We start from the raw sequence: 17,267 nt of genomic DNA on the forward strand, positions 1-17,267 counted from the left end.
CCCTGCTCAAATCCAGCGCCGGACTCTTTTTGCATAGTCACGGTATTTCTTGCCGAATTTCGCCGCCAATATCTTTTCCTCGCCCTCGATCGCGACCTTCTGGGTGACGAAGGCGGCGACGAAGGCAAGCAGGAAGAACCAGGCGATGCCCGAGACGAAGGCGACGCCGATCAACAGCAGCGTGTTGGCCAGGTACATCGGATTGCGGCTGACGCCGAAGGGGCCGGTCGTGACGAGATGATCGGGCACGGCGTTGGGATTGAGCGTGGTCCTGGCCCGTATCATGGTGCGGATCGCTGTGAACCAGAGTACGGCCACGGCGAACAATGCCACCCAGCCGGCGGCGAACAGGATGTCGCCAAGGAGATCGCCGATCCAGGGCAGGGGAATGTAGAGGCCGAGCACGACACTGATGAGAATGGCGGCGGCGTAGATCACCGGCGGCCACGGTATCAGCCCAGGCTTCTGCCCGGTCCCAGGCTTCGGTTCGATCCCAGGCTTTGGCCCGATCATTGTGTCCCTCCCTCCGTCATCTTGTCCTCGGTCTTGGCGGTGCACGTTGCGGCAAGATCGGACAGATGCGCCCTGAAGTCCGCAGTCTGGTCGTTGTTGAAGAGGCGATCAAGAGAGGCTTCGCCTTCGAGCGTTTCGAGCATGCAGCCGCAATAGCTCGAACAGAAGGTTGCGTTGCGCATCTGCTCGCACGATCGCTGGCAGGTTTTCAGGAAATTGACCTGCGGGGTTTCGACTTGCGCCGGCATCACTTGCGAGAACAGCCAGACGCAGCCGATCAGCAGCGGCTGGTGGATCAGGTAGAAAGCCAGGCTGTGGCGGCCGATGAAGTCCAGCGGGTTCGACCAGCGTCCGGGCGCCAGGTTCGCCAGGCGTGCCCTTATGCCGGAGGTGGAAGCGAATTTCGCCACCGCAATGCCCGTAAGCACGGCGCCGAACCAGGGGAACAGCGGAACGTAGTCGTTGGAGCGCGGATTGATCGCCGACAGGCCGATCCACCAGAGCCAGGGATGATCGAGGGCCTCGAAGCGCAGGTAGACTGGTGCCGCGATGACGAGCGCGGCGACGGCAAGCGTCAGCAGCGCCGGCAGGCGCAGGAACGCGAGGCCGAGCAGGCTGGCGAGCGCGATCTCGTGCAGGATGCCGAAGAAGATGAACCCGTCGGGCGTGGCGACGCGGGTGACGACCGAAATGGCGACCGCCGCGCCGGCGACCATGGCGAACCGTCTCCAGAAGCCGTTCCAGCGGATCTGTCGGCCATGGGCGAGATAGAGGCTGACGCCAACCAGGAACAGGAAGGTCGATGCAATGCAGCGGGCGTAGAACTTCCACCAGCCGAAGGCGGTGAGGCCGGGATCGGTGTAACCGAAGAATTCCAGGTCCCAGGTGAAGTGGTAGCTCGCCATCGCGATCAGCGCGATGCCACGCAAGATATCGATGGCGACGATGCGCTTCGATGGCTGCGGGACGGGTACGGTCGGCGTGTGGATGCTCATGGTCTCGCGATCTGATTCAGCCCCTCCACGACGACTATCACGGTTGCACCGGATAGAAGAAGACCGGTCGCCTTGGCCTGGACCGCGCGGCGGGGTCCGCGCCAGCCGCCGGGTTGGGCCAGCGCGGAAAAGCCTTTGACCGGCTTCGCTTTTTGCCGGATGTGCGTCGGTTTCCTCTTAATGGGCCTGAAATGTCCACGGCAGATTCGACGCCGCGATTCTGCTTTGGGGAAGCAATGTCCACCCATGTTCGCCATCCGATCTGGCTTCCGGCCCTCAAGGCCGCGGATGCGCGCACCTTCGCCTCGCTTTACGCGGTCGAATCCTTCGCCCGCGCCATGGTGTCGAGCGTCATACCGATCCAGGCCTACGAGATTCTCCACAACGAGCAGATCGTCTCGATACTCTACACCGCCGTGTCCCTGCTCGGCCTGTCGGTGACCTTGTTCATGCCGATGCTGATCCGCCGCTTCGCGCGGCGCTGGGTCTACACGGCGGGCGCCTGCCTGCTCGCTATCGGCTCGCTGTTCTTCGTCACCCATACGCTCGCCGGGCAACTGGCCGGGATGCTGTGCCGGGTGATGGGCGCCAGCGCGCTGTCGATCACGCTCAACCTCTACATCATGGATCACATCCGCAAGACCGATTTCATGCAGGCCGAATCGCTGCGCATGGCGTGGTCGATGGTTGCCTGGACCTGCGGGCCGACGCTCGGCATTTTTCTCTATACGCGCTTCGGCATTTATGCCGCGCATGGCGCGGTGGCGGTGTTCGCCATGGCTTTGCTGGCGCTGTTCTGGACCTATCGGCTGAGCGACAACCAGTCGATCCGCCCGGGCAAGACACGACCGGCCAATCCGCTCGCCAATATCGGCCGCTTCGTCGCCCAGCCGAGGCTGAGATTGGCCTGGCTGATCGCCTTCGGCCGCTCCTGCTTCTGGACGACCTTCTTCGTCTATGGACCGCTGTTCATGGTCATCACCGGCGAGGGCGAATTGGCCGGCGGCCTGCTGGTCTCGGCCGGCAACGCGCTGCTGTTCATGGCGATCTTCTGGGGCAAGGCGGGGAAACGCTTCGGCGGCCGCAGGACCATGACATTTGCCTATTTCGCCATGTCGGCGACGCTGCTGGCGGCCGGTGCCGTGGGCGAAACCGTGCCGTTGCTCACCGGCGCCTTCCTGCTGTGCGGCGCCTTCTTCACCATCGCGCTCGACGCGCTGGGTTCGACCGCCTTCATGCGCTCGGTGCGCTCTTATGAGCGCGCGCAGATGGCGGCGGTCTACCGCACCTATCTCGATTTTTCCGAACTGACGCCGCCGCTGGTCTATTCGGTGGTGCTGGCCTTCTTCGGCCTGGGCTCGGTGTTCGTCACGCTTGGGCTACTGGCAGCCTTTTGCGGCTTCATGACCTGGCGATATCTGCCGAAGTCGCTGTGATCTTCAGGCCTCGGGTGAGCGCGCAGCGTGCCGTTCGCGCACCCAGTTGTGGAAACGGTGCAGGTCGTACTCCTCGGGCATCAGCACGCCAGCTGTATGACGCATCGAGCGCAGGCCCTTCTGGTTGACCTCGCAGATTGCTGCGTCCTCCTCCAGCACCTGTGTGCCGAAGGCAACGATGTTGTCGATGTCGGTCTCGGCGAGCGCCTCGGGCGCGAACAGCCATTCCGCGGTCAATTCGGTCTGTTCGGGACCGAGCGGCGTAAGCCGCACGGTCCTGACATAGTCGACATGGCCGACGATGAACATCGACGGCAGGCTGGTGGCATAGGTCTGACCGGCGCTGCGTTCCGCCGGCGTCAAGCTCGGGAAGATCGGCCCGTGCGTCTGCCCATCACGCGACCATGTCTCAGCCCCGGCGCGCAGGCCGCCGGAGAATTCTGGCGCGTCATTGTCGGCGTGGCGGAGCCATTCGGGATCGTCATGCCGGCTCATCAGGCCGCGGCCATAGATCGGCACCAGCCGCGACAGGTCCTTGTGGACGCCCGGGCAGTGCAGGCACTCGTTGAAGTTTTCCCAAAAAATCTTCCAGTTGCAGTTCATCACCTTGCGCAGCACGTGCCCTGATACCAGCATTTCCAGCGGCCAGTTGCCGAAGTCGCCGGAGGCCGGGTCGAAGGAGGATTGCGCCGAGCTGGCGGCATCTTCCGCAAGATTGACGAAGACGAAGCCCCGCCACACCGAGTGCGCGACGCGATAAAGCGGGTGATCGGCCTTGTCGAAGCCGTCAGGCAGCGATTTCGACGGCACGCGCACCAGATCGCCACGCAGAGAATAGGACCAGGCATGATACGGGCAGGTGATCAGCCGCGCCTTCAGCCGGCCCTGGCTTTCCTGGCAAAGCTGCGAGCCGCGATGCCGGCAGGTGTTGTGGAAGGCATGCAACTCGCCGGTGTCGTCGCGCAGCAGGAGGATTTCCTGCGTACCGACGCGGAAGGTGCGGAACGCCAAGGGCTGGGCAAGGTCGGCCTCGCGGCAGACGAGCAGCCAGTTCCTGTACCAGATGGCGTCGAGATCGCGCTGATAGTTGTCCTGGTCCCAATAGGCCGACGAGGGCAGCGTCGGCTCGGTTCGAGTCAGGCCGTTATAGGGCACGCACTCGCTGGCATTGGGCTGCATGGCTGGCTTCCCGTGAGGGGTGCCAGCCGACACCCGGCCATGAAGTTTGTCAATCGGGACGGGATGAGGGCAGCTTCGCCGATACGGCGCTCCTGCGCTGGCGGCTGTCGGAATTTGGTTTGCCGGGCGCGGCGAATTTCCCTATAGTCCCCGATGTCGTCGGTTCCTTTTTGGAGCCAAGAGGGAATGCGGTGCGGGCAGGAATTCCTGCCCAATGCCGTGGCTGCCCCCGCAACTGTGTGCGGTAGTCCTCTCCATATGCCACTGAAGATTTTTCTTCGGGAAGGTGGGGAAGGGCGCTTATCCGCGAGCCAGGAGACCTGCCGGCGACAGGAAACTGACTTCGATGCCCTCGGGTGGAGGGCGAAAGGACAAGACATGACTACCGCTTCCGTCTCCCTCGGCGCCTCCGTCTCCTCGCAGTCGCGCTTCATGCAGCTCGCGCTCGCGGCGCTGCTCGGCATCTTCGTCGTCGGCTTTGTCGGCTTCTCGCATATCGATGCGGTCCACAATGCTGCCCACGACTATCGCCACTCGATGGCGTTTCCCTGCCACTAACGAGGATCCGACATCATGAATCTGTTTCGCAACGTCGTGTTCGTCGCGGCGATCGCGGGGCTCGTGGCCGGTGTCGTTCTCGCCTGCATGCAGGCCTATGCCACCGTGCCGCTGATCCTCAAGGCGGAAGTCTACGAAAAGGCCGGCGGCGGCCACCACCATGATCACGCGGCCGCACCAGCGGCGACCAATGATGCCATGAGCACGGTGGCGCCCGCTGGGAATGCCATGAGCTCTGCCGCGCCCGCGGGCACCGATGCCGTGACACCGGCGGAGGAAGACGAAGGCTGGGCGCCGGCCGACGGTTTCGAGCGTTTCGCCTTTAGCGTGGTTGCCAATATCGTCACCGGCATCGGCTTCGCACTGGTCCTGGTCGCGGTTTCCGAGTTCTTCGGCGGCGTCGGCAACTGGCGCCAGGGTGTGTTCTGGGGTTTGGCCGGCTTTGCCGTGTTCACACTGGCACCGGGTCTCGGACTGCAGCCGGAACTGCCGGCAATGCCGGCGGCCGATCTTCTGCCGCGCCAGATCTGGTGGACGGCGACGGCGGCCGCGACCGCGATCGGCCTAGGCCTGATCGTCTTTCGCAGATCGCTGCCATTGACCATCCTCGCCGTCTTGCTGATCGTCGCGCCGCATGTCGTCGGCGCGCCGCAGCCCGACAGTTTCGAAACACCGATCCCGGAAGGCCTGCACCATCAGTTCGTGGTGGCGGTGACGGTGACCAATCTGGTGTTCTGGCTGGTGCTCGGCGCGATCGTGGGCGTGGTGCGCAGGCGCTTCACCGGCATGGCGACCAGCCTGCGCGACAGCTTTGCCTGATCGCGGCAGGCTGACCTTCATCATCGGTGGTGCGCGCTCCGGCAAGAGCGCGCACGCCGAAACCCTGATGACGGCATTGCCCTCGCCATGGGCCTATATCGCCACGGCGCAAGCCTATGACGACGAGATGCGCGAGCGCATCGCGCTGCACCGCTCGCGGCGCGGTGAGGGCTGGTCGACCATCGATGCGCCACTCGACCTCGCCGAAGCGCTGGAGGCGTTGCCAGACGGGCAGCCGGTGCTTGCCGACTGCCTGACGCTGTGGCTGACCAACCACACGCTGGCCGATCACGACGTCGAGGCCGCGTGCCGGCGGCTGGCGGACGTGCTGTCTCGGCCGCGCGGACCGTGGTTCGTGGTGACGAACGAGGTCGGGCAAGGCATCGTGCCCGACAACGCGCTGGCGCGTCGGTTTCGTGACGATGCCGGCCGGCTCAACCAGCGGGTCGCCGCGATTGCCGACACGGTGCTGCTCATGGTGGCGGGGCTACCGCTCAAGGTGAAGTGAAATGACCGATATCGACGACAAGGATGAAGAACGCCATCGCGCCAAGATGGCCAAGCGCAAGGCGGTGCAGGACGCCGAGGTTGCGGGCAAGACGATCGAGAAGGGGTTGCTGATCGTCAACACCGGTCCCGGCAAGGGCAAGACCACGGCCGCCTTCGGTCTTGCGCTGCGCATGCTCGGCTACGGCAAGCGCGTCGGCGTCGTCCAGTTCATCAAGGGCAAATGGCACACCGGCGAGAAGGACGCCTTTGCCGCCTTTGGCGATCGCGTCGTCTGGCATGCAATGGGCGAGGGTTTCACCTGGGAGACGCAGGACCTGAAGCGCGACATCGCGGCCGCCGAGGCCGCCTGGGCCAAGGCGCTGGAATTGATCGCCGACCCCTCGATCAGCCTTGTCGTGCTCGACGAGCTCAACATTGCCTTGCGCTACGACTATCTCGCTCTCGACAAGGTGGTTGCGGCGCTCAAGGCCCGCCGCGAAGGCCTGCATATCGTCGTCACCGGCCGCAACGCCAAGCCGGCACTGGTCGAGGCGGCGGACCTGGTCACCGAGATGGGGGTGACAAAGCACCATTTCTCGACGGGCGTGAAAGCGCAGCAAGGCATCGAGTTCTAGAAAACCAGAACGGCGATCAGCGCGACCAGGCCGAACAAGCCGATCAACAGGTAGTCCGCGACCCGGTAAAGCTTGAGCGCCCGCCTGATATCGCCGCTGTCGACATCGCGGCGCCCGCCTTCGCCCATGAAGATGTCGTCGACCATGACACCGCCATAGCTGCGTGGTCCGGCGAGCGCCAGCCCGAGTGCGCCGGCCATGGCCGCTTCCGGCCAGCCGGCATTGGGCGAGCGGTGTTTTTTCGCGTCGCGCCGTACCGCCTGCCAGGCGCCGCGGGGGTCGGCGCCCTCGACCAGGAGGGAAGCGAGCACGATCAGCAGCGCCGTCAGCCGTGATGCCGGCAGGTTGATCCAGTCGTCGAAGCGCGCCGCCGCCCAGCCGAAGGGCTCATGGCGCGGAGTCCGGTGGCCGATCATCGAATCGGCGGTGTTGGCCGCCTTGTAGGCGGCGCCGCCGGCGAGCCCTCCGACCCCGGTCCAGAAGACGGGGGCGACGATGCCGTCGGAAAAATTTTCTGCCAGGCTCTCGATTGCCGCGCGGCAGACGCCGGCGCGGTCGAGTGTCTCGGGATCACGGCCGACGATCCGCGAAACGGCGGCTCGGCCCATGTCGAGGCCTCCGCTGTCGAGCGCGTCGGCGACGGCTTCGACATGTTCGTAAAGGCTTTTCTGTGACAGAAGCGATGTCGCCAGAAAGACGGCAACGATCCACCCCAGGGGGACGAACCAGAGCAGAACAAGCTGCACGCAAAGGCCTGCTATCGCCGGCACCAGCACGATGACCAGAAGCGCCTGGACACCACGTTGGCGACGCAGCGCGTCGGGATCAGTGGCGCGGTTGAGCCGCAAGTCGAGAAAGGATATCAGCCTGCCGAACCATGTCACCGGATGGCCGATGGCGCGAAACAGCCAGTCGGGATAACCAAGGGCGAATTCGACAATTAATGACAGGAAAGCGATCAGGACTGACATGAAGCTTCTTGAAGGAGCGGTGGACCATGGTGGAAGTCTTGGCCGGGCAAGGGCGCTTTTCCCCAATGCCGTGCTGCCTTTCGTCGACCTCTCGACCGGTATCAATCCGCACTCCTACCCGCTTTTCGACCTGCCCGCCACCTCGCTGTGGCGATTGCCAGAGGCCGCGCGTGGGCGCGAACTGGTAGAGATCGCGGCCAACACCTATGGCGCGCCTTCCCCAGCAAGCGTGGTGGCGGCCCCTGGTACACAGATCCTGTTGCCGCGGGTCGCCTCGCTGGTGAGGCCCGGCAAGGCAATGGTGCTGGGGCCGACCTATGCCGAACACGCCCGGGCGGCGGCGATTGCCGGGCACGATGTGGTCGAGGTCAGCGATTTCGCGGCGCTGGCGGAAGCCGACCTCGCCATCATCGTCAATCCGAACAATCCGGATGGGCGCATCATCGAGCGCGACCGGTTGCTGGTGCTGGCCGCTGGACTTCGCGCCAAGGGCGGGCTGCTGGTCGTCGACGAGGCGTTCATGGATGTGGGTCCACGCGAGCACAGCCTCGCCGGCGATGTCGGCCAGGGCGGCATCGTCGTGCTGCGTTCGTTCGGCAAGTTCTTTGGTTTGGCCGGCCTGCGGCTCGGGTTCGCGCTTGCCGACGCGCCGACGGCTGAACGGCTGGACATGCAGTTCGGGCCGTGGGCTGTCGCAGGACCGGCCCTGGAATACGGCATCCGCGCGCTCGCCGATCTCGATTGGCAGGATGCGATGCGGGCCTCGCTGGCGGAAGCGACGGTGCGGCTCGATGCGCTGTTTAGCCGTTTCGGTGTTCCCGTCGCGGGCGGCACCACGCTGTTCCGCTATCTCAGCCTGCCCGATGCCGGCGGCCTGTTTTCCGGGCTTGGCCAGAGCGGTATCCTGCTGCGGCATTTCTCCGAACGGCCGCATGCCTTGCGCGCCGGACTGCCGGGGAGCGAGGAGGAATGGCGCAGGCTCGAATCCGCCCTTGCCGTTTGGGCGTCGCGGCGCGAGGATCGTTCGAAAGGTTTCAAACAATGATCCATGTCTGCTCATTGGCGAAAATCGAGGAAGTGGTGGCCAGGACCGGCGCCGACCGCATGCTGTCGCTGCTCGCCGCCGGAACGGACGTAGTCCGACCGGCCTCGATCCCAAGGAAAAACCATCTGCACCTGGTCATGCACGACATCGCCGTGGCGCAGGACGGCATGACCATGCCGGGCGAGGAGCATGTCCGTAACCTGCTCGATTTCGCACGCCGCTGGGACCGGGCGAAACCAATGCTGGTGCACTGCTATGCCGGCATCAGCCGTTCGACCGCCTCGGCCTATATCATCGCCGCGGCTTTGGCGCCGAAACGCAACGAGGTGGAACTGGCGCGGACGCTGCGAGCGCTGTCGCCTTCGGCGACGCCCAATCCGCGGCTGATCGCGGTGGCCGACGCGCTGCTTCAGCGCAACGGCCGCATGATCGAGGCGATCGAGTCGATCGGGCGCGGCGCCGACGCTTTTGAAGGCACGCCGTTCGCCCTCAAGATCGACGGTTAGCTATTTCAGCCACTCCGCGAGCTTGGCCTTGCGCACGTCGCGCACCAGGTTGATGAACCCGTCAGCCTGATATTCCGCGGTCAGCCGGCCTTTCTCGGCTGTCGCGATGCTGGCGTCGCCGACCACGCCGTTCGGGTTGAGATCCCCGGCGATCCAGGCGAAGGCGTGGGGGCCTGTGTGGCGCAACAGCGAGAATTCCTGCTCGGCCTTGGCGACGTTGGAAACGAAATTGTCGGCCTTGCCCATGTCGACGAGATCTGGCCGGAAATGCAGCATCAGCGACGTCTCGACATCGCCGCCATGAATGCCGTGACGATCCTCGAGTTCGGTGTACATGCCGGCCGGGCGGCCAAAGCGCTGCCAACTGGTCTTCACCGCCAGCATCTTTTCGCGCACGCGCAATTCGCGCGTGACGATGCCCATGATCTCCTCATTGCCGCCATGCGAATTGACGACGATAAGCTTGCGCACGCCGGCGCGCGCGATCGACAGGCCAAGCTCGGTCCAGGCGTCGACCAGCGTCGTTGCCGGCAAGGTGAGAGTGCCCGGCGCGTGCAGATGCTCGTTCGACTTGCCCACCGCCTGGACCGGCAGGATGCGGATGTCGAGATCGTCGGGCAAGCGTGAAATCACCGTGTCGAGCATGCCGTTCATGATCGAAGTGTCGGTCGACACAGGCAGATGCGGTCCATGCTGCTCGATAGCCGCCAGCGGCAGCACCGCGATTGTCGCCTCGGGATCGATCGAGGCGTATTCGGTGGTCCGGTAGTCGCCCCACCATACGCGTTTCTTGCCAGCAGTCATGTCACGCCTCTTCAAATGATCAGGTCAGACCTAGCGCGGTGCGGCCGGCCTGTCGATCACCCGGCCGCGATGGCCTCGACCTCGACCTTGAATTCGGGCCGGGCAAAGCCGGAAACGATCATCAGCGTCGAGGCTGGCGCCGGGCTCGAAAACAGCCGGTCGCGAACCTCCATGTAGGGCCGCAGATGCGCGCGGTCGTTGACATAGGCGTTGATGCGAACGATGTCGCCAAGTCCCAGCCCGGCTTCGCCCAGAACCGCCGCGATGTTCCTGAAGCAGAGTTCGGCCTGCGCGCCGGCATCTTCCGGTATCTGGTCGTCCGCCGTGATGGCGACCTGACCCGAGCACAGCACCAGACGCTTGCCGGCCGGCACCTCGACGCCGTGGCTGTAGCGGGCAAAGGGTGGCTTGATCGACTTAGGGGTAAGGAATTTGAACATGGCAATCTCCTGGATATCGCCAGCCTAAGGCCGGATGCATTGCACCATCAAGATGGTGGTGCATGTCGCCGGTGCGATTGTGGACAGGCGTTCAAAAAATAGGCACGATGCCCTTCGGTGCAGCACGACCTTTCCGGCTTTCGCAGATGGCTGTGGTGCAGGCGGGCGGGTCCCGGCGCGCGACGCCGGTGGCATGTGTCTTGCTTCTTGAATCTTTGGTGTCAAGCACGGCGCGCAACGCGCCGGTGCAAATAAAGGGCGGTGTCAATGTACGTGAAACAGAAGATTTCGGCCGCGGTGGTGGCCCTGCTTGCGGCCAGCACGCTGGGCGCGGCGGCGAATGAAAAAGTCACTTTCGGCACCAACTGGCTCGCCGAGCCGGAACATGGCGGCTACTACCAGGCCGTGGCCGATGGCACCTATGCCGCCTGCGGTCTCGACGTCACCATCATGCAGGGCGGCCCGCAGGTCAGCGGCCGGCCGATGTTGCTCGCCGGCAAGATCGATTTCTACATGGGCGGCAATCTGCTGTCGGCCTTCGACGCCGTCCAGCAAGGCATTCCGATGCGTGTGGTGGCAGCCGACTTCCAGAAGGACCCGCAGGTCATCATGTCCCACCCCGGCGAGGGGCTCGACAAATGGGAAGACCTGAAGAACGCCGAGCAGTACATTCTGGGTGACGAAGGCGTGCAGACCTTCTTCCAGTGGATGGTCATCGAGCTCGGTTTCGACGCTTCAAAGCGCGTCCCCTACACCTACAACACCGCCCCTTTCCTCGCCAACAAGAAGTCGATCCAGCAGGGCTACGTCACCTCGGAGCCGTTCGCGGTCAAGAAGGAAGGCGGCTTCGTGCCGAACCAGTTCCTGCTCGCCGACTACGGCTGGGACACCTATTCGACCACGATCGAGGTGATGCAGGAGACGATCGACAAGAAACCTGAGGTTGTCCAGTGCTTCGTCGATGGCTCGGCCAAGGGATGGTACAAGTACCTCTACGGCGACAACAAGGCCGCCAACGACATGATCAAGAAAGACAATCCTGACATGAGCGACGAGCAGATCGCCTTCTCGATCGAGCAGATGAAGAAGTTCGGCCTGGCCGATTCCGGCGACACCGAGAAGCTCGGCATCGGCGCCATGAAGGAAGAACGGATCAAGAGCTTCTACGACAAGATGGTCAAGGCCAAGGTCACGCCTGAAGGCATCGACATCACGAAAGCCTACACGCTGGCCTTCATCAACAAGGGGGTCGGGCTCGAGCTGAAGAAATAGGCCGGCCCGGCATGATGCGGGAACAGGTGGCGCAAACGCCCGCCTCGGACATGGCTCCGACCTTGCTGGCGCTGCGTGGCGTCGGCAAGGTCTTTTCCAACGGCGTGACGGCGCTCAGCGATGTCGACCTGACGATCCGGGAAGGCGATTTCCTCAGCCTGCTCGGACCGTCGGGCTGCGGCAAGTCGACGGCGCTGCGGCTGATTGCCGGCCTGTCCACGCCGACATCCGGCGTGCTCGACTGGCGCGGCGGCGGCTCGCTCGACCGTGCCAATATCGGCTTCGTCTTCCAGGAGCCGACGCTGCTGCCCTGGGCCAGCGTCTTCGACAATGTCTGGCTGCCGCTCAGGCTGAAAGGCATTTCCCGCGCCAAGGCCGCCCCGGCGATATCGGAGATGCTGGCGCGGGTGCACCTCACCGGCTTCGAGGACGCCGTGCCGCGCGAACTCTCCGGCGGCATGAAGATGCGCGTCTCGATCGCGCGCGCCATGGTGACCAAGCCACGCGTGCTGTTGATGGACGAGCCGTTCGCGGCACTCGACGAGATCACCCGCTTCAAGCTCAACAACGACCTGCTGGAACTGTGGCAAGACGAGCGCTTCACCGTCGTCTTCGTTACCCACAGTGTGTTCGAAAGCGTGTTTCTCTCCAACCGCGTCGTCGTCATGGCGGCTCGGCCGGGGCGGGTGTTCGACGAACTCGCGATCGAGGCGTCCTATCCGCGCGATGAGGCGTTTCGCACCTCGCCTGACTATGCGGCCCTTTGCCGGCAAGCCTCGGATGTGCTGGTCAATGCCATCGATTCAACAGCGGGCTCGCATCATGACAGCCATTGACGGCACGTTGAAACTCGACCCCGAGGAAGCGCGCCGCGTGCGCCAGGAGCGGTTTGAGCGGATCGGCCGCTGGGTTCTGCCGCTGGCGATCATGATCCTGGCGATCTGGCTGTGGGACCGCATCTGCGTGTGGAACGAGATCCCGCAATACATCCTGCCGCGCCCCGGCGTCGTGCTGACAACGCTCTACAACGATGCCGGCCTGCTGTTTTCCGCACTGCTGGTCACCTTGCGCATCACCTTCCTCAGCCTGCTGCTGGCGGTGGTCGGTGGCGTCGGCCTGGCGGTCTTGTTCGCGCAGTCGAAATGGGTGGAGATGTCGTTCTTCCCCTTCGCCATCGTGCTGCAGGTGACACCGATCGTAGCGATCTTTCCACTGATCAACATCTATGTCGACAACCAGACGACCAAGCTCCTGCTCTGCGCCTGGATCGTCGCCTTCTTCCCGATCCTGTCCAACACCACGCTCGGCCTCAACTCGGTCGACCGCAACCTGCGCGACCTGTTCAAGCTCAACGGCGCGACGCGCTGGCAGCAACTGCGCTATCTCAGGCTGCCGGCGGCCATGCCGTATTTTCTCGGCGGGCTGAAGATTGCCGGCGGCCTGTCGCTGATCGGCGCCGTGGTGGCCGAGTTCGTCGCCGGCGCCACCGGCCAGTCGTCCGGGCTTGCCTCGCGCATCATCGAAGCGGGTTACCGGCTCAACGCGCCAAGGCTGTTCGCGGCGCTGTTTCTGATATCGCTGACAGGCATCCTGATCTTTCTCGTGCTGTCGCTGATTTCGCATCTCATTTTGCGGCGCTGGCACGAAAGCGCGCTGAAGCAGGAGCGGTAGATCTTGATACCAGCCTCTGGCTCCTACCGCCTTGCCAACGCGCGTGTTCATCAATCTGTCACGCTTGGCCTCGCTGCGACCTTCGACAGCGACGGTTTCGCCCTTGCCGACATTACCGTCGCGGACGGCAAGATTTCCAGCATCGCCGTGCAGGCCGCATCGAAGCTACCGGCGGGCGCCATCGACCTTGCCGGCCGTATCGTGCTGCCGTGTTTCGTCGACTGCCACACGCATATCGACAAGGGCCATATCTGGCCACGAAAGCCCAATCCAGACGGCAGCTTCATGGGCGCTCTGAACGCCACGGGCGCCGACCGCGTGGCGCGCTGGAGCGCCGAGGATGTGGCGCGTCGCATGGATTTCTCGCTGCGCTCGGCCTACGCGCATGGCACCAGGGCGCTCAGAACTCATATCGACAGCGTCGCGCCGCAGGAGGAAATCTCCTGGCCCGTGTTCGAGACGATGCGCGAGGCATGGCGTGGCCGCATCGAATTGCAGGGTGCCTGCCTGCTCGGCATCGAGGGCGTGCGCGACAAGAAATGGTTCGACAGGCTGGCCAAACGCGTAGCCGCCGCCAAGGGCGTGCTGGGCGTCGTCACCTATATGGTGCCGGACCTGGAAGAGCTGCTCGACCACGTTTTCGCGCAGGCAATCAAGCACGGGCTCGACCTTGATTTCCATGCCGACGAGACCGACGACATCGCCGCGATCTCGCTGAAAAAGATCGCCGAGGCGGCGCTGTGGAACGGCTTCGAGGGCAACATCCTCGTCGGCCATTGCTGCTCGCTGGCGCGCCAGCCCGATCTCGAGGTGCTGGACACGCTGGACAAGGTGGCGAAGGCTGGGCTGGCAATCGTGTCGCTGCCGATGTGCAATCTCTATTTGCAGGACCGTCGCGCTGACCAGACCACACCGCGCTGGCGTGGCGTGACGCTGCTGCACGAGATGAAGGCGAGGGGCATTCCGGTGGCCGTCGCTTCGGACAACACGCGCGATCCCTTCCATGCCTATGGCGATCTCGATATGCTGGAGGTCTACCGCATGGCGACGCGCGTCCTGCATTTCGATCATCCGGTCGGCGACTGGCCGCAGGCGGTCACCGCGACGCCGGCCCATGTGATGCGGCTCGATGGCTTCGGCACGCTCGCCGCCGGAGGCGATGCCGACTTCGTGCTGTTCAAAGGTCGAAGCTGGACGGAATTGCTGTCGCGCCCCGAATCGGATCGCATCGTCGTGCGTGCGGGGCGAGCGATAGACCGGCAATTGCCGGACTATGCCGAACTCGACGGACTGATGGTGGAATGATGGATGTTTCGGCGCTCAAACGCGATCTCGATGGGATAAAACTCGACGACAATCCGGCCATCGTCCAGCAGAAGAGCCGGGACTTCTACTGGTACAGTCCGGTCCTGAAACAACAGCTCGACCATGTCACCGGCGACCTCATCGTGACGCCCAGGAACGAAGCCGAACTGATCCGCGTGCTTGCCGCCTGTCATCGCCATGGCGTGGCGGTGACGCCGCGCGGCAGCGGCACCGGAAATTATGGCCAGGCAATGCCGCTTTCGGGCGGCGTGGTGCTCAATCTCGCCGAGATGAACGAGATCAAGTCGATCGCGCCGGGGCGCGTGGTGACCGGACCGGGCGCGGTCCTGGCCGACATCGACAAGGCGACGCGCGCGCATTGCGGGCAGGAGCTGCGGCTGTCGCCCTCCACCTACAATACCGCCTCGATCGGCGGTTTCATCGCCGGCGGCTCCGGCGGCGTCGGCTCGATCAATTTCGGCGGATTGCGTGATTTCGGCAATGTGCTGCGCCTGCGCGTGGTGACGATGGAGGCCGAGCCGAGGGTGCTCGAACTCACCGGCGAAGACCTGCACAAGGTGACCCACGCCTATGGCACCAATGGCATCATCTCGGAAGTCGAGATGCCGCTGACGGCGGCCTATGACTGGATCGACGTCATCGTCGGCTTCGACCAATTCATGGATGCGGCGCGCTATGGCAATGCGCTGGCCTGCCAGGACGGCATCCTGACCAAGCTGATCACGCCGATCGCGGCACCCGTGCCGCAGCTTTATTTCAAGCGGCACCAGAAATTCTTCAGGGAAGGTCAAAGCATCTGCGTCGTCATGGTGGCGCAACATGGGCTGGATGCTTTTCTGGCCTTTACGCGCCGCGCCGGGGGTGAGGTGATCTACAACGCCACCACGGCGACGCCGGAGGAGAAAAAGGGCCTGCCGCCGGCCTATGAGCTGGCCTGGAACCACACGACGCTCCGGGCGCTGCGCGTCGACCCCGCCGTCACCTACCTGCAGTCGCTCTATCCCTTTCCCAACCAGCTGGCGCTGGTAGAGAAAATGGATGCGATGTTTCCCGGCGAAGTGTTCTCGCATCTCGAATTCGTGCGGCTGGATGGCAACATCACCTGCTTCGGCCTGCCGCTGGTCAAGTTCACCACCGAGGCGCGGCTTAACGAGATCATCCGCCTGCATGAGGAAAATGGCTGCCCGATCTTCAACCCGCACCGCTACACGCTGGAAGAGGGCGGCATGAAGCAGACCGACGCGGTGCAACTCGCCTTCAAGCGCGAGACCGACCCGCAAGGCCTGCTCAATCCCGGCAAGATGATCGCCTGGGAAAACCCGGACTATGACTACCGTTCGGGCCGGACGTTCCTGTTCAAGGGGTTGCAAAAGGCTGGGTAATGAACATCCTCGTCCTCTATGCCCATCCCGTCGAGACCAGCTTCAATGCCGGCCTGCACCGGATGATCGTCGAGCGGCTCACGATGGCTGGCCATTCGATCGATGACTGCGATCTCTACGGCGAGGATTTCGATCCGCGTCTGACGCGCAGGGAGAGGCTGGATTATCACAATTTCCGCGGTCCCGGGGATCCTGCGGCGCCATACGTCGAGCGCCTGTTGCGGGCCGATGCGCTGGTGCTTTCCTATCCGGTCTGGAATTACGGTTTCCCGGCGATCCTGAAAGGGTTTTTCGATCGCGTCTTCCTGCCGGGCGTGTCGTTCAAGCTGGTCGACGGCAAGGTGGAGCCGTCGCTGCACAACATAAGAAAGGTCGCGGCGGTCACCTCCTATGGCGGCAGCCGGTTCCGCGCCTTTCTGATGGGCGACCCGCCGCGAAAACTGATCAAGCGCATGCTGCGCGCCACGGTAAAGCCGGGTGCTTCCGTTTCCTATCTGGCGCATTATTCGATGAACCTTTCGACCGACGAGACGCGCAAGGCATTCCTGGCCAAGGTCACGGCCAGCATGGACAGATTCTGATGCGCGCGCTGGTGGTCTATTGCCATCCGGTGCCGGAGAGCTTTTGCGCCGCTATCCGTGACACCGCCGTGGAGGTTCTGACGGGAAGAGGCTGGGAGGTGCGGCTGCTCGACCTCTACGCCGAGAAGTTCGATCCGGTGATGAACTGCGAGGAACGGCGTTTCTACAACGACCAGGCGCCGCAGGATCCTGCGCTGAAGCCGCATTTCGAGCTGCTCAACTGGGCCGAGGCGATTCTCTTCGTCTATCCGACCTGGTGGTACGGGCTGCCGGCGATGCTGAAGGGTTGGCTCGACCGGGTGTGGGCGACCAACGTCGCCTTCAAGCTTCCGGCCGGCAAGGGGCGGATCAAATCGCTGATGCGGCATGTGACCATGGTTGGCGTCATCACCACCTGCGGCGCGCCGACATGGTGGAGCGTCGTCGTCGGCCAGCCGGGGCGCAAGACCCTGCTGCGCGGCATGCGGGCGCTCTGCGCCACGCGCTGCAAGACGTTTTTCCTGGCGCATTATCTGATGGATAGCTCGACGTCGAAGAGCCGGGCGGCGTTCCTGGCGAAGGTGCGGGCGAAGCTGGAGCGGTTTTAAGCAATTAGCGTCCTTCTCCCCGTTCACGGAGAGAAGATGCCGGCAGGCAGATGAGGGG

The 17,267-nt window shown here is 63.9% G+C and carries 20 protein-coding genes and 1 riboswitch; of the genes, 14 read left to right on the forward strand and 6 right to left on the reverse strand.

Going from position 1 to position 17,267, the window contains the following annotated elements; all coding sequences use genetic code 11:
* Nucleotides 1-6 precede the first annotated feature (6 nt).
* Both MESAU_RS17480 and MESAU_RS17485 read right to left on the reverse strand, forming a co-directional pair.
* Entirely contained in the window at nucleotides 7-513 is a 507-nt protein-coding gene (locus MESAU_RS17480; protein ID WP_015317369.1) for a methyltransferase family protein, read from the reverse strand.
* Nucleotides 510-1,508 carry a heparan-alpha-glucosaminide N-acetyltransferase gene (locus MESAU_RS17485; RefSeq protein ID WP_015317370.1) on the reverse strand — a complete coding sequence of 333 codons (999 nt, stop codon included), beginning with the start codon at nucleotides 1,506-1,508 and terminating at the stop codon, nucleotides 510-512. Before MESAU_RS17485 ends, MESAU_RS17480 begins: the two co-directional genes overlap by 4 nt.
* A gap of 236 nt (nucleotides 1,509-1,744) precedes the next feature.
* Between MESAU_RS17485 and MESAU_RS17490 the strand changes: the two genes are divergently transcribed.
* Complete coding sequence (locus tag MESAU_RS17490) at nucleotides 1,745-2,944, forward strand: MFS transporter (RefSeq protein WP_015317371.1); 1,200 nt, start codon at nucleotides 1,745-1,747, stop codon at nucleotides 2,942-2,944.
* A 3-nt stretch (nucleotides 2,945-2,947) separates the two neighbouring features.
* Here MESAU_RS17490 and MESAU_RS17495 read toward each other — a convergent pair whose 3' ends face one another.
* The gene (locus MESAU_RS17495; protein WP_015317372.1) at nucleotides 2,948-4,123 is read right to left on the reverse strand and encodes an aromatic ring-hydroxylating oxygenase subunit alpha; all 1,176 of its coding nucleotides are present in this window, start codon (nucleotides 4,121-4,123) and stop codon (nucleotides 2,948-2,950) included.
* A 143-nt stretch (nucleotides 4,124-4,266) separates the two neighbouring features.
* Nucleotides 4,267-4,465: riboswitch (cobalamin riboswitch) on the forward strand.
* A 36-nt stretch (nucleotides 4,466-4,501) separates the two neighbouring features.
* Here MESAU_RS17495 and MESAU_RS17500 point away from each other — a divergent pair.
* From MESAU_RS17500 to cobO, 4 genes are read left to right on the forward strand one after another with little or no spacing between them, the layout of a single operon-like run.
* Nucleotides 4,502-4,681 (forward strand): CbtB domain-containing protein, encoded by a 180-nt coding sequence (locus tag MESAU_RS17500; RefSeq protein ID WP_015317373.1) that lies wholly within the window; start codon nucleotides 4,502-4,504, stop codon nucleotides 4,679-4,681.
* A gap of 15 nt (nucleotides 4,682-4,696) precedes the next feature.
* Entirely contained in the window at nucleotides 4,697-5,500 is an 804-nt protein-coding gene (locus MESAU_RS17505; protein ID WP_015317374.1) for a CbtA family protein, read from the forward strand.
* A complete protein-coding gene (cobU, locus tag MESAU_RS17510) occupies nucleotides 5,493-6,008 on the forward strand; it encodes a bifunctional adenosylcobinamide kinase/adenosylcobinamide-phosphate guanylyltransferase (RefSeq protein WP_015317375.1) in 516 nt (171 codons plus the stop codon). Before MESAU_RS17505 ends, cobU begins: the two co-directional genes overlap by 8 nt.
* Before the next feature lies 1 nt (nucleotide 6,009).
* On the forward strand, nucleotides 6,010-6,624 hold the full coding sequence (gene cobO / locus MESAU_RS17515) for a cob(I)yrinic acid a,c-diamide adenosyltransferase (RefSeq protein WP_015317376.1): 615 nt from the start codon (nucleotides 6,010-6,012) through the stop codon (nucleotides 6,622-6,624).
* Here the strand turns inward: cobO and cbiB are convergent.
* On the reverse strand, nucleotides 6,621-7,595 hold the full coding sequence (cbiB, locus tag MESAU_RS17520) for an adenosylcobinamide-phosphate synthase CbiB (protein ID WP_015317377.1): 975 nt from the start codon (nucleotides 7,593-7,595) through the stop codon (nucleotides 6,621-6,623). The genes cobO and cbiB overlap by 4 nt on opposite strands.
* Between cbiB and cobD the strand changes: the two genes are divergently transcribed.
* Nucleotides 7,594-8,640, forward strand: coding sequence for a threonine-phosphate decarboxylase CobD (gene cobD, locus MESAU_RS17525; RefSeq protein WP_083883020.1), 1,047 nt, complete (start codon nucleotides 7,594-7,596; stop codon nucleotides 8,638-8,640). The two genes, cbiB and cobD, sit on opposite strands and share 2 nt — an antisense overlap.
* Nucleotides 8,637-9,146: a tyrosine phosphatase family protein gene (locus MESAU_RS17530; RefSeq protein WP_015317379.1), complete on the forward strand. Its 510-nt coding sequence runs from the start codon at nucleotides 8,637-8,639 to the stop codon at nucleotides 9,144-9,146. The genes cobD and MESAU_RS17530 overlap by 4 nt, the downstream gene beginning before the upstream one ends.
* Here MESAU_RS17530 and MESAU_RS17535 read toward each other — a convergent pair whose 3' ends face one another.
* Both MESAU_RS17535 and MESAU_RS17540 read right to left on the reverse strand, forming a co-directional pair.
* Nucleotides 9,147-9,950, reverse strand: coding sequence for a creatininase family protein (locus tag MESAU_RS17535; protein ID WP_015317380.1), 804 nt, complete (start codon nucleotides 9,948-9,950; stop codon nucleotides 9,147-9,149).
* Nucleotides 9,951-10,006: 56 nt separating this feature from the next.
* Nucleotides 10,007-10,390 (reverse strand): RidA family protein, encoded by a 384-nt coding sequence (locus tag MESAU_RS17540; RefSeq protein WP_015317381.1) that lies wholly within the window; start codon nucleotides 10,388-10,390, stop codon nucleotides 10,007-10,009.
* Nucleotides 10,391-10,657: 267 nt separating this feature from the next.
* Between MESAU_RS17540 and MESAU_RS17545 the strand changes: the two genes are divergently transcribed.
* Genes MESAU_RS17545 through MESAU_RS17575 form a run of 7 tightly spaced genes read left to right on the forward strand, consistent with a single transcriptional unit; the run spans nucleotide 10,658 to nucleotide 17,209 of the window.
* A complete protein-coding gene (locus tag MESAU_RS17545) occupies nucleotides 10,658-11,662 on the forward strand; it encodes an ABC transporter substrate-binding protein (protein ID WP_015317382.1) in 1,005 nt (334 codons plus the stop codon).
* 11 nt (nucleotides 11,663-11,673) lie between these two features.
* Nucleotides 11,674-12,498, forward strand: a complete 825-nt coding sequence (locus tag MESAU_RS17550; protein WP_015317383.1) for an ABC transporter ATP-binding protein — start codon at nucleotides 11,674-11,676, stop codon at nucleotides 12,496-12,498.
* Entirely contained in the window at nucleotides 12,485-13,333 is an 849-nt protein-coding gene (locus tag MESAU_RS17555) for an ABC transporter permease (protein ID WP_015317384.1), read from the forward strand. Before MESAU_RS17550 ends, MESAU_RS17555 begins: the two co-directional genes overlap by 14 nt.
* A gap of 3 nt (nucleotides 13,334-13,336) precedes the next feature.
* A complete protein-coding gene (locus tag MESAU_RS17560; RefSeq protein WP_015317385.1) occupies nucleotides 13,337-14,638 on the forward strand; it encodes a cytosine deaminase in 1,302 nt (433 codons plus the stop codon).
* Nucleotides 14,638-16,041: an FAD-binding oxidoreductase gene (locus tag MESAU_RS17565; protein ID WP_015317386.1), complete on the forward strand. Its 1,404-nt coding sequence runs from the start codon at nucleotides 14,638-14,640 to the stop codon at nucleotides 16,039-16,041. The genes MESAU_RS17560 and MESAU_RS17565 overlap by 1 nt, the downstream gene beginning before the upstream one ends.
* Nucleotides 16,041-16,622, forward strand: coding sequence for an NAD(P)H-dependent oxidoreductase (locus MESAU_RS17570; RefSeq protein WP_015317387.1), 582 nt, complete (start codon nucleotides 16,041-16,043; stop codon nucleotides 16,620-16,622). Before MESAU_RS17565 ends, MESAU_RS17570 begins: the two co-directional genes overlap by 1 nt.
* Nucleotides 16,622-17,209, forward strand: a complete 588-nt coding sequence (locus MESAU_RS17575; protein ID WP_015317388.1) for an NAD(P)H-dependent oxidoreductase — start codon at nucleotides 16,622-16,624, stop codon at nucleotides 17,207-17,209. The genes MESAU_RS17570 and MESAU_RS17575 overlap by 1 nt, the downstream gene beginning before the upstream one ends.
* The last annotated feature ends 58 nt before the right edge of the window (nucleotides 17,210-17,267 follow it).

Origin of the sequence: Mesorhizobium australicum WSM2073 (assembly GCF_000230995.2) — a bacterium.
In the GTDB taxonomy this organism is placed as follows: Bacteria; Pseudomonadota; Alphaproteobacteria; order Rhizobiales; family Rhizobiaceae; genus Mesorhizobium; species Mesorhizobium australicum.

Coding starts and splice junctions, on each gene's coding strand:
- MESAU_RS17480 (WP_015317369.1), bottom strand. CDS start 513: ATGATCGGGCCAAAGCCTGGGATCGAACCGAAGCCTGGGACCGGGCAG.
- MESAU_RS17485 (WP_015317370.1), bottom strand. CDS start 1,508: ATGAGCATCCACACGCCGACCGTACCCGTCCCGCAGCCATCGAAGCGC.
- MESAU_RS17490 (WP_015317371.1), top strand. CDS start 1,745: ATGTCCACCCATGTTCGCCATCCGATCTGGCTTCCGGCCCTCAAGGCC.
- MESAU_RS17495 (WP_015317372.1), bottom strand. CDS start 4,123: ATGCAGCCCAATGCCAGCGAGTGCGTGCCCTATAACGGCCTGACTCGA.
- MESAU_RS17500 (WP_015317373.1), top strand. CDS start 4,502: ATGACTACCGCTTCCGTCTCCCTCGGCGCCTCCGTCTCCTCGCAGTCG.
- MESAU_RS17505 (WP_015317374.1), top strand. CDS start 4,697: ATGAATCTGTTTCGCAACGTCGTGTTCGTCGCGGCGATCGCGGGGCTC.
- cobO (WP_015317376.1), top strand. CDS start 6,010: ATGACCGATATCGACGACAAGGATGAAGAACGCCATCGCGCCAAGATG.
- cobD (WP_083883020.1), top strand. CDS start 7,594: ATGAAGCTTCTTGAAGGAGCGGTGGACCATGGTGGAAGTCTTGGCCGG.
- cbiB (WP_015317377.1), bottom strand. CDS start 7,595: ATGTCAGTCCTGATCGCTTTCCTGTCATTAATTGTCGAATTCGCCCTT.
- MESAU_RS17530 (WP_015317379.1), top strand. CDS start 8,637: ATGATCCATGTCTGCTCATTGGCGAAAATCGAGGAAGTGGTGGCCAGG.
- MESAU_RS17535 (WP_015317380.1), bottom strand. CDS start 9,950: ATGACTGCTGGCAAGAAACGCGTATGGTGGGGCGACTACCGGACCACC.
- MESAU_RS17540 (WP_015317381.1), bottom strand. CDS start 10,390: ATGTTCAAATTCCTTACCCCTAAGTCGATCAAGCCACCCTTTGCCCGC.
- MESAU_RS17545 (WP_015317382.1), top strand. CDS start 10,658: ATGTACGTGAAACAGAAGATTTCGGCCGCGGTGGTGGCCCTGCTTGCG.
- MESAU_RS17550 (WP_015317383.1), top strand. CDS start 11,674: ATGATGCGGGAACAGGTGGCGCAAACGCCCGCCTCGGACATGGCTCCG.
- MESAU_RS17555 (WP_015317384.1), top strand. CDS start 12,485: ATGACAGCCATTGACGGCACGTTGAAACTCGACCCCGAGGAAGCGCGC.
- MESAU_RS17565 (WP_015317386.1), top strand. CDS start 14,638: ATGGATGTTTCGGCGCTCAAACGCGATCTCGATGGGATAAAACTCGAC.
- MESAU_RS17570 (WP_015317387.1), top strand. CDS start 16,041: ATGAACATCCTCGTCCTCTATGCCCATCCCGTCGAGACCAGCTTCAAT.
- MESAU_RS17575 (WP_015317388.1), top strand. CDS start 16,622: ATGCGCGCGCTGGTGGTCTATTGCCATCCGGTGCCGGAGAGCTTTTGC.